Annotated in this window: 4 protein-coding genes; all 4 read left to right on the top strand. The window is 36.4% G+C overall.

The features are described 5' to 3' along the window. The first annotated feature begins 14 nt into the window (after positions 1 to 14). Positions 15 to 6,887, top strand: coding sequence for a T9SS type B sorting domain-containing protein (locus AC9UFV_RS02120; RefSeq protein WP_509572286.1), 6,873 nt, complete (start codon positions 15 to 17; stop codon positions 6,885 to 6,887). A 60-nt stretch (positions 6,888 to 6,947) separates the two neighbouring features. Continuing rightward, entirely contained in the window at positions 6,948 to 7,868 is a 921-nt protein-coding gene (locus AC9UFV_RS02125; RefSeq protein WP_509572288.1) for a PorP/SprF family type IX secretion system membrane protein, read from the top strand. A 17-nt stretch (positions 7,869 to 7,885) separates the two neighbouring features. Continuing rightward, the gene (locus AC9UFV_RS02130; RefSeq protein WP_509572290.1) at positions 7,886 to 9,757 is read left to right on the top strand and encodes an OmpA family protein; all 1,872 of its coding nucleotides are present in this window, start codon (positions 7,886 to 7,888) and stop codon (positions 9,755 to 9,757) included. Positions 9,758 to 9,909: 152 nt separating this feature from the next. Beyond that, on the top strand, positions 9,910 to 12,510 hold a 2,601-nt coding region (gene ileS, locus AC9UFV_RS02135; protein WP_509572292.1), incomplete at its 3' end, for an isoleucine--tRNA ligase.

Here is a 12,510-nt window from a genome sequence, read left to right on the forward strand (position 1 = left end):
TAAATTTTCATTTTATGAAAAAAATTACTCTTTTATTAATTACACTTTTATTTTCATTTTCTGGTTTTTCACAAGCCTTATTGCAAGGATTTGAAACTCCTACAACTCCATTTGGAATCCCTGCAAACTGGGCCAGGTTTCAAAGCGGAGCAGCAGGAGAAATATGGTACACTGATGGTACTGCCCCTCGAACAGGAACTAAACACGGAATGCTACTTGGAGAAAATCTTGGAGTAGGTAATTCAGCAAAATATTATTTAGCATCACCTGTAGTTACAATTCCATTGAATGGTCAGTTGCGTTTTTGGGTAAAAACGGGTCAACAAGGAGATCAAGGAGGTGTGTTTAAAGTTAAAGTTGCATCGGCTGCATCACCTGCAAATCAAACAACAGAAGCGGCCTATACAATTACTCTACAGACCTATTCAGAATCTCAATTAAGTACTAATGTTGCACCAGCGCCAATTGTTTACGAAGAACAAGTGATTGATTTTCCACCTGCAACTTTTCCAGCTGGAACACAAGTATATATTGCATTTGTATCAGAAGTAACTCAAACATCACCTTTCCAGGGAGATGATTTATATTTAGATGATGTGTTAGTAGTTTCTAGATGTTTAGAGCCAACGACTTTAGGTGCAGGAACTTTTACCTCTTCGAGCGCAGTTTTGAACTGGACCAATCCAAATCCTACAACTGGTGCTGGATTAAACACTTGTAATCAATGGGAAATTGAAATTATACCAGCTACACAATTAAACCCTACAGGTTCTGGAATAATTGTAAATACAAATCCATATACAGCAACAACACTAACAGCTGCCCCTTTTGCCCCTTTAGCGCCCTTAACTCAATATAAATATTATGTTCGTTCAAAATGCGCATTCTCAGGAAGTATTTGGTCAGGTCCCTTTCCATTTACTACTGCTCCCGGGCCTCCAGTTTGTGGGGGTAATTATGTAGATGTTGGAGGAACTACAGGTAATTATGCTAACGGCACATCTGCTGCTGCTGGTACAACAGTAATTTGTCCGGTAAATGCTGGTGATGCTGTAACTGTTACTTTCACTTCTTTCTCAACAGCTGAATCAACAGATAATTTAAAAGTTTATAATGGGAATGGTACTACCGGAACTCTTTTAGGGACCTACTCAGGAACGTTAACCGGAGCTAATTTACCAGGTCCTTTTACCTCTTCTGTAGCAAATGGATGTTTAACTTTTGTATTTACTTCTGATTCTACATTAAATGGTGCTGGTTGGTTAGCAAATGTAACATGTGCGCCAATACCAACTTGTACAAAACCAAATACTTTAACAAGCTCTGCAGTTACTACCACTACAGCTACTATTAGTTGGACACAGCCTGCAAATCCAGATCTTTCAACTGCAACTGCTTGGCAGTATATTGCACTTCCTTGTGGATCGCCAGCGCCTAATGCAACTGCTACAGCATGGTTTCCAGCAAATTCAAATCCATTTGTTGTTCCAAATTTAACCCCGGGAATATGTTATGACATATATGTTCGTGCAGCTTGTTCAGCAACCGATGTAAGTGCATGGTCTACATTGCCAGTTTCAGTAACTACTTTACCTGGTTGTGGAGGTTCCTTTTTTGATTTAGGTGGAGCAAATGGTGTTTATCCAAACAATATTACTGCGGCAACAGGAACTACTACAATTTGTCCAACCATACCTGGACAAGTCGTAACAGTTACTTTTAACACATTTGCTACTCAAGCAGGTTCAGATCTTTTAAGAGTATATGACGGTGATGTTGCTACCGGAACTTTGTTAGGAACTTTCTCTGGGACAGCTGTTCCTGGGCCTTTTACCTCTACAGCAGCTTCGGGATGTTTAACTTTTGTATTTACATCAAACGGAACTACAAATGCAGCAGGATGGGATGCAAGGGTAACTTGTGGTCCCCCTCCAACTTGTTCTAAACCAAAAACATTAACAGCAACTTCAATAACTCAATCTACCGCATTATTAGGTTGGTTTCAACCGGCTAATCCTGATGGAAGTTTTGCAACTGCATGGCAAGTAGCTGTAGTTCCTTGTGGATCAGGTATGCCAGCAATTGGTTCACCTTTATGGAGAAGTGCCAATTCAAATCCATATTATGTAACTGGCTTAGCTTCTGCAACCTGTTATGATTATTATGTAAGAGCAATTTGTTCACCAACCGATGCAAGTTCAATAGTAGGGCCAATTAGTTTCAACACATTAATTGTAAATGATGAATGTACAGGAGCTATAGATATTGCAGTAAATCAAAATACCAACTGTTTACAAACAGTTTTTGGAAGCTTATTATTTGCAACCGGATCTCCGGAAGCCAATACCTGTGGAGGAACAATTGATGACGATGATGTTTGGTTTAAATTTACTGCAACGGCTACAAGTCATTATATTACAATATTAGGAGTTAATTATGCAGCAGCACCTTTTAATATTAACTTTTTACTTTATACTGGTACTTGTGGAAACCTTACTCAATTTGGAACTTGTTTTACGGCAAATAACAATACGGCTACTGGATTGACTATCGGTCAAACCTATTATATTAGAGCTTATTCAACAGGATCTACTGCATCAACAACTACATTTGAACTTTGTGTTGGAACAAATGTTGGAACTTGTGCAACGGCATTACCACTTTGTGCTATAAACCCAATAATTATTCCAAATAACGTTGGAGTTCCGACCTTACCAAATCCAATTAGTCCCTTTTCAACAACAAGTGCAACAGTAGGTTGTTTAGGATCAGCACCATCACCTACATTCTATTATTTACAAATTCCTACAGATGGAAACTATAACTTCTTTTTAGAGCAAAATACAAGTAGCGCCTTCAATGGTACTGGTATTGATGTGGATTTTGTTGCTTGGGGACCTTATGCTTCTAATGCAGAAGCTTGTGCTGGCATTTCTACCACAAATGCTCCAGGTACAGGGATTGCTTGTAGTTTTTCTCCTGCATTTACAGAAAACTTTGGAGTAAATAATGCCATTGCGGGTCAGATATATGTAATAATGATTACTAACTTTAATGGAAGAAAAGGATTCGTTAGAATTACTCAAACTGCTGGACCTATTCCAACTATTTGTTGTCCATTTGGTAATTTTACTTACTCGAAAAATTTCTACTGTCAAAATGAAGGAAATCCATCTCCAAGATTTGTGAGTAACGCTACAGCCGGAACCTTTTCAGCAGTACCTGCTACTGGTCTATCGATAAATCCTGTAACAGGATTAATAAACCTTGCAGCAAGTACACCGGGTTCATATGTTGTATATAATACTATTGCTTCGGCAGGAACTTGCCCTGGAGATGTTGATTCTTGGGCAATCACTATTACGGTTCCACCTTCTAATGTGGCAATTAATTATAGCTCTCCATCTTTTTGTGTTACGGATACAACGGTTCAAAATATTACTCAAACAGGGACACCTGGAGGAGTTTATACTGTAGCACCAGCTGTTGGGTTGTCATTGAATACAACAACTGGATCGTTTACACCTAGTACAAGTACTGTAGGTACTTATGTTGTAAGTTATAACTTGCCACAAGCATTAGGTTGTCCAGGTGCAGTTAGTACAACTACAGTTAATATAGTTTTACCAGTTCCTACTTTTAATCCAGCACCTCCAATTTGTGCGGGAGGAACTTCAGCTCCGCTGCCTACTACTTCATTAGAAGGTATTACAGGTACTTGGTCTCCAGCAATTAATAATTTAGCAACAACAGTTTATACATTTACACCTAACCCAGGGCAATGTGCAACTACAACGACTATGACAATTCAGGTTGGAACTGTAACACCTACATTTACTCAAGTGGCGCCAATTTGTATTGGAGCAACTTTAGGTGCTTTACCAACAACTTCAACCAATGGTGTAGTTGGGACATGGTCACCAGCAATAAATAACAATGCGACTACAACTTATACATTTACTCCTGCAGCAGGATTTTGCTCTAGTAACGCAACGATGACTATTACTGTAAATCCATTGAGTGTTATTCCGGCATTTTTAGATATTGCACCAATTTGTAATGGAGCAACGTTAGCGGCTTTACCAACTACCTCTCAAAATGGAGTTACAGGTACTTGGTCACCAGCATTAAATAATCTTGCTACAACAACGTATACATTTACACCTGCCCCAGGTCAATGTGCGCTTACCGCAACTAAATCTATTATAGTTAATCCTGTTTTAGGAGTAAGTGTTAATAGTCCAACAGTATGTTCAAACACTTCAGCTACTGTTACAGCTACACCAACTATTCCAGGTAATTACACTTATACATGGACTGTTCCTTCTGGAGCAACGAATCCAGGTAGTGTACCGTCATTTAACGCAACAGTTTCAGGGGCGTATTCTATAGTTATCACTCAACAAAATAATTTCTGTAATTCGGATTTTGAAAGCCCAACAGGAATTGCAATGGGATCTTTAGGGTTTATTAATCAAAATAATTTCCAATGCTGGAGAACCACCGCAACTGATGGAATGATTGAAGTTTGGACCAATGGTACCGAAAGCACCAATGCTTATTCCGGAACTCAATTTATCGAATTAAACGCAAATCAGGTTTCTACTCTATTCCAAAACATATCAATTATACCAGGTTCTTCTGTAAATGTTTCATTTGCTCATAGAGGTCGTTTTTCTGGAACAGATGTAATGAGAGTAGAAATAGGCCCTATTGGCGGACCATATGTAAGTTTAGGAAACTTCTCAGCAACACCAAGTGCATGGGTTTTTAATAGTATTAATTATACCTTCCCTAATAATGGGGTTACCGATTACACAGTTAGATTTGTATCTGTAAGCTCAGGTTCTGGAAACTTAACCGTTGGAAACTTTATCGACGCTGTTTCAATTACAGGTTTAGGATGTTCTTCTTTACCAGTTACTTCAACCGTACTGATTAGCCCGGTAAGAACTCCAACATTTACGCAAATTCCAACTTTATGTCAGAATAGTGTAGCACCTTTGTTACCAACAACTTCTACAAACACACCTCCAGTTACAGGTAGTTGGAATGCAGCTATTAATACAGCAAATATAGGATCGAATACTTTTACGTTTACACCAGCTGTTAATCAATGTGCAACTTCAACTACAATGTCAATTACAGTAGCAGCCGCACCAGTAGCAACGTTCATTTATGACTCTTCAAATTATTGTAAAACAGGAGCAAACCCTGTAATTTCATACACTAATGGTGGAGGACCGGGAGTATTTACATCTTCAACAGGCCTTACATTAAATAGCACAACAGGAGCAATCGACTTGTCTACTAGTACACCAGGAAATTATACAATTACAAATACTATTGCAGCTACTTCTTCTTGTCCTGGAGTAACAGCGACTTTCCCAATAACAATTACTGCAGCTCCAATTGCATCATTTAATTATGCAGGAGCTCCATATTGTATAAACGGAACTAATCCAAGCCCAACTTTTACTGGCGGTGGTGTTGCAGGAACGTTTACTTCTACAACAGGATTAAGTATCAACGCAACAACTGGAGTAATCAATTTAGCAGCAAGTACACCAGGAAATTATACAGTTACAAATACTATAGCTGCTGCAAATGGTTGTTTACAAGTACAATCAACAGCTCAAGTAACAATAACAGCGCTTCCAGTTGCAACATTTACCTATAATTCAGCTATTTACTGTAAATCAGGAGCAAATCCTGTTATCACTATAACTGGTACTGCAGGAGTATTTACTTCTACAACAGGACTTGCATTAAATAGTGCTACAGGAGCAATTGATTTAGCAGCAAGTACACCAGGAAATTATATAATTACAAATACAATTGCTGCCGCTGCAGGTTGTAGTTCAGTTACTGCAACTTTTGCTATTACTATTACTGCGCCACAAGTAGGCTCTTTCAGTTATACTGGATCGCCATATTGTAAAAATGGAACAAACCCAAGCCCAACATTTGCGAGTGGAGGTATTGCAGGAACATTTACTTCAACAACTGGTTTAAGTATTAATGCAACTACCGGAGCGATCAATTTATCAGCAAGTACAGCGGGTAATTACACTGTGACTAACACGATCGCTGCTTCTGGAGGATGTCCAGCTGTGATTGCTACAGCACAAGTTACAATTACCAACTTGCCTGCAGCGACAATTTCTTACAGTGATGCATTCTATTGTTATGACAATACTGGTACACAAACAGTAACATTAACCGGAACAACTGGTGGTACATTTAGTGCATCTCCTTCAGGACTTTCAATAAGTGCTACTTCTGGAGCTTTTAATGTAAGCACGAGTTCTGCAGGTCCTTACACTGTAACTTATACAATGGCTGCCGCTGGAGGATGTCCTCAAGCAACTGCGACTGCTTCATTTACAATTATCCCTCAAGTCAATGTTCAATTGACTGCAGTGTGTGTTGGTCCTGACTTTACAATTACAGCATTACCAGTAGCTGGATCGTTCAATCCAGCAAATGCTTCCTATGAATGGAGTGGGCCAAACGGATTTACATTCGGACCTACATCAAATCCATCAATAATAATTAGTACACCAGGCAATTATATCTCAACTGTAACAGTTAATGGTTGTAGATATGTTACGTCACAACAAGTAGATGGAATTACTTGTACAATTCAAAAAGGTATTTCTCCAAATGGAGATGGCGATAACGAAGCGTTTATTTTGTCTGATGTAAAATCGCTAAGTATCTTTAATAGATATGGAACGAGAGTATATAGCCATGGAGAAAATTACACTAATCAATGGCGCGGACAATCTGAAAGCGGAAGCGAACTTCCTGATGGAACCTATTATTATGTAATAACAAGAAATTCAGGAAATACTATCACTGGATGGATCTATATTAATCGATAATATTAAGATTTTATAAGCGCTGATATAATTCGGCGCTTATTAATCCTAAATTTTACCCTTATGAAAAAAATATTTTTACTAGCTATTTTATTTTTAATATCATTTCTTGATGTTAATGCACAACAAGCCCCACATTATACACAATATATGTATAATATGAACATAATAAATCCTGCTTATGCTGGTTCAAAAGAAAATTTGTCTTTTGGATTATTGTACAGAAAGCAATGGATTCAAATTGAAGACGCCCCAACAACATTCTCCTTTTCGGGATCTTCACCAGTTGGAAAAAATGTTGGTTTAGGGTTGTCAATTCTTTCTGACCGAATAGGTCCAGTTGAAGAGAACAATGTATATGGAGACTTCTCTTATACATTAAATTTAGGAGGAGAATCAAGATTAGCTTTCGGTTTAAAAGCAGGGGTTACATTTCAAAAAATTGGACTAAGAAGTTTAATCCAACCGACACTTCCAGATCCTAATGATGGAGCTTTTCAAGAAAACACTAACAACTCTAAGTTTAACCTTGGTACAGGATTGTTTTATTATACAGATAATTACTACGTAGCATTTTCTATCCCAAATATGTTAAAATCAGTTCATCTTGATTATAATGGAAGAAAATATGGTACAGATAAGCAACATTATTTTCTTACCGGAGGTTATGTATTTGATGTTAATCCCGACTTAAAATTTAAACCTTTTGGAATGATAAAATCAGCAGTAGGAACTCAACCTTCATTAGATCTTTCAACTAATTTCTTATACCAAGAAAAATTTGAAGCAGGAGCTACCTATCGATTAAATGATTCATTTGGTTTAATGGTTAACTACGCAATCAATCCTTCTTTAAGAGTTGGTTATGCATACGACCATATCGTTTCTGACCTGAATGTAACTACACCATCTTCGCACGAAATCATATTATTATTCGATTTATACGTACCGAAAAAAGTATCACATTCACCTAGATATTTCTAATATAAATAACATCTGTAATGAAAAATATATTTCTTATATTAAGTTTTGTGTTTGTTAGCACAATATCTGTTAAAGCACAAGATAGCCAAACTGCTTGGGCTGATAAATTATTTAAACGTTTCGAATATCTAGATGCTAGTAAAGAATATTTAAAACTAGTTGGGACCGGAATAAAACAAAATTATATTTATAACCAACTAGCAGAAAGTTATTATAACATGTTTAATACTACAGAAGCTATTAAATGGTATGCACTTTCATTAACTCAGCCACAAGAAGCAGAAACCTACTTTAAATATGCTCAAATGCTTAAAGCTGCCGGAAGATATGAAGAGTCAAATGCGCAAATGGCAATTTTTGCAAGTAAAAATCCAAAAGACATTAGAGCAATTTTATTCAACGAAAACCCAAATTACATTCCTAAATTACTTAGCAAACAAAAAGAATTTAATTTAGTTCCAGTTACAATCAATAGTCAATATACAGATTTTGGGCCGAAGTTGACAAACGATAACACATTGTATTTTTCAAGTTCAAGAAAAATTTCTAAGAAAAAAACAGGATGGAAAGAAGAATCTTACCTAGATGTTTATCAAGCTTCTTTACTTGAAAATGATTCTTTAAGTATGCCAACTGAAGTGGAAGATATAAATACAATATGGCATGATGGACCTGCTTGTGTTAGCTCTGACGGAAATACAATTTATTTTTCAAGAGACAGCCGCGTGATTGATGATTATGAAGACATTAAAAACATCAAAACTAAATTTAGTCAAATGTACCTTTTCAAGGCCACAAAAGTGAATAATAAATGGTCTGAAGCAAAACAATTGCCTTTTAATAGTAAGACTTATTCAATTAGTAATCCAAGTATAAGCCTTGACGGGAAAACATTGTATTTTAATTCAAATATGCCTGGTGGTTTTGGTGGAAATGATATTTGGAAAGTAGATGTATCTGAAGGCGATATTTATGGCACTCCAGTTAATTTAGGATCGAAAATAAATACAGAAGGTAATGAACAATTCCCTTCAATTACAGATGATAATTTGCTTTATTTTTCATCAGATTCTAGACAAGGGCTTGGTGGTTTAGATATTTACGTTATTAATTTAAATAAATCAGAAAACGCTCTAAATCTTGGAAAACCTGTAAATAGCGAAAAAGATGATTTCTCATTTTCATTTAACACAAAACGAAACCTTGGTTTCTTCTCTAGTAATCGTGAAGAATCGGATGATTTATACATCGCAAAACCTATTTGCAACGTAGAATCTACAATCCTTGTTACCAATGCTGTTTCAGGAATTATTTTAGAAGGAGCAACCGTAGCAATTTTAGATGATAAAAAGAATATTATCGAGACGAAAATTTCAGATGCAAACGGAAATGTTGATTTTATTTTAGAATGTAACACTGAATATAGCCTGCAAGTAGCCAAAGACGGATACGAAAGCGGCGTATTTAGTATTGCAAAAAACAAAGGCGGAAAGTTAACTGTTCCAACACCACTTAATCCAATTGAGGTTATTATTAAACCAACAGAAATTGTGTTGAATCCTATTTATTTTGAATTCAATAAAAGCAATATTACACAAGAAGGCGCTTTCGAATTGGATAAGTTAGTTCAAGTAATGAAAGCCAATGAAAAGCTAGTTATTTTTGCTAAATCTCACACAGATAATAGAGGAAGTGATGTTTATAATATGAATTTATCTGACAGAAGAGCTAAATCTACAGTACAATATATACTTTCTAAAGGAATTGCAGCAGGAAGAATTACAGGAAAAGGTCTTGGCGAAAGCGAACCAAAAGTGGATTGTAAAGAGGCTTGTACAGAAGAAGAACACGCTCAAAACAGACGTTCAGAATTCCTAATTGTAAAATAACCAGTTAATTTAAATATTAAAGCCGAGTTTGGACAATTCTAAACTCGGCTTTTTCGTTTTAATTACCCCTAAAAACATAACTTTCGGAGTTTCACTTTCTACTTTCGATATTATTTTATTACTTTCGCAAAACGATTTAAGAAAAGGACAAAATGAGCACTAAATTTACTGAATACAAGGGACTTGACTTACCAAATGTGGCGTCAGAAGTACTTGATTTTTGGAAAAAAGAAAACATATTCGAGAAGAGTGTTACCACTCGAGAAGGCAATCAGCCATTCGTGTTTTTTGAAGGCCCGCCATCTGCAAATGGTTTACCAGGGATTCATCACGTGATGGCCCGAGCTATTAAAGATATTTTTTGTAGATATAAAACTCAAAAAGGATTCCAAGTAAAGCGAAAGGCAGGTTGGGACACTCACGGTTTACCTGTAGAATTAGGAACCGAAAAAGAACTTGGAATTACCAAAGAAGACATAGCAAAAACAATTTCTGTAGAACAATATAACGAAGCATGTAAAAGAACCGTTATGCGTTACACCGATGTGTGGAACGATTTAACTGAAAAAATGGGTTACTGGGTTGATATGGAAGACCCATATGTAACATATAAATCAAAATACATGGAATCGGTTTGGTGGCTTTTAAAGCAAATCTATGATAAAGATTTGATGTATAAAGGTTATACCATTCAACCGTATTCACCAAAAGCAGGGACTGGATTATCTTCACACGAAGTAAATCAACCAGGAAGTTATAGAGACGTTACCGACACAACTGTTGTAGCTCAATTCAAAGCACTAAACGAAACATTACCAAGTTTTTTAAAGGAATTTGGCGATATCTATATCTTAGCTTGGACAACAACTCCTTGGACTTTACCAAGTAATACAGCATTAACTGTAGGACCAAAAATAGATTACGTTTTGGTTGATACCTTCAATCAATATACCTATTTGCCTTCAAAAGTAATTTTGGCTAAGAATTTAGTTGGAAAACAATTCTCAAAAGGCTTTTTCGAAAGTAAAGATCCATCCGATTTTGATAATTTCAAAGCAGGTGATAAACAAATCCCATTTAAAATTTTAACCGAATGTAAAGGGTCAGATTTAGTTGGTATCCGTTACGAACAATTAATGCAATTAGCATTGCCTTATCAAAATCCAGAAAATGCATTCCGAGTAATCTCAGGAGACTTTGTTACTACTGAAGATGGAACAGGGATTGTTCATACTGCGCCAACTTTTGGAGCTGACGATGCTAAAGTTGCCAAAGAAGCCGTTCCTGAAGTTCCACCAATGTTAGTATTGGACGAAAATGGAAACCCTGGACCGTTGGTAGATTTACAAGGAAAATTCACTTCTCATACGGGTGTTTATGCTGGAAAATATGTAAAAAATGAATTTTACAGCGAAGGGGAAGCGCCTGAACGTTCAGCCGATGTAGAAATCGCCATTCAGTTAAAAGAAGAAAATAAAGCCTTTAAGGTTGAGAAATACGTGCACAGTTACCCACATTGTTGGAGAACAGATACTCCAATTTTGTATTATCCATTGGATTCTTGGTTTATAGAAATCACAAAAGTGCGTGATAGAATGTTCGACTTGAACGAAACCATCAACTGGAAGCCTAAAGCAACTGGTGAAGGACGTTTTGGGAATTGGTTAAAAAACGCTAACGATTGGAATTTATCTCGATCCAGATATTGGGGAATTCCTTTACCAATATGGAGAAGTGAAGATGGGACTGAAGAAATTTTAATTGGTTCTGTAGAAGAACTATACAAAGAAATTGAAAAATCAATCGCTGCCGGATTCCAAAAAACAAATCCGTTTCAAGGTTTTGAAGTGGGGAATATGAATGAAGCCAATTATGATTTAGTTGATTTACATAAAAATGTTGTCGACGAAATTACTTTAGTTTCTGCATCTGGAAAACCAATGAAAAGAGAATCTGACTTAATTGATGTTTGGTTCGATTCGGGAGCGATGCCTTATGCTCAATGGCATTATCCTTTCGAAAACAAAGATTTAATTGATGAAAACAAAGCTTTTCCTGCCGATTTTATTGCTGAAGGAGTTGATCAAACTAGAGGTTGGTTCTATACATTACACGCTATTTCAACTTTGGTTTTTGACAAAGTATCTTATAAAAATGTTGTTTCAAACGGTTTGGTATTAGACAAAAATGGACATAAAATGTCGAAACGTTTAGGAAATGCCGCAGACCCTTTTGATACTTTATTAGAATACGGACCAGACGCTACGCGTTGGTATATGATTTCAAATGCCAATCCGTGGGACAATTTAAAATTCGATTTAGAAGGAATTGCAGAAGTTCGACGTAAATTTTTCGGAACGTTATACAATACCTATTCGTTTTTTAGTTTGTATGCTAATATTGATAATTTCAACTATTCAGAAGCTACAATTCCTGTAAGTGATCGCCCTGAAATAGACCAATGGATTATTTCAGAATTGAACACATTGATAAAAACAGTTGATTCTGCTTATGCAGATTATGAGCCTACGAAAGCTGCTAGAGCAATTTCTGATTTTGTTCAGGAAAACCTAAGTAACTGGTACGTTCGCTTGTGTAGAAGACGTTTTTGGAAGGGCGAATACGCTCAAGATAAAATTGCGGCCTACCAAACTTTGTACGAATGTTTATTGGCGATAAGCAAATTAGGCGCTCCAATTGCTCCATTTTTCATGGATAAATTATACAGAGATTTAACATTAGCAACACAATCA

The sequence above is a fragment of the Flavobacterium sp. genome (assembly GCF_044349645.1).
In the GTDB taxonomy this organism is placed as follows: domain Bacteria; phylum Bacteroidota; class Bacteroidia; order Flavobacteriales; family Flavobacteriaceae; genus Flavobacterium.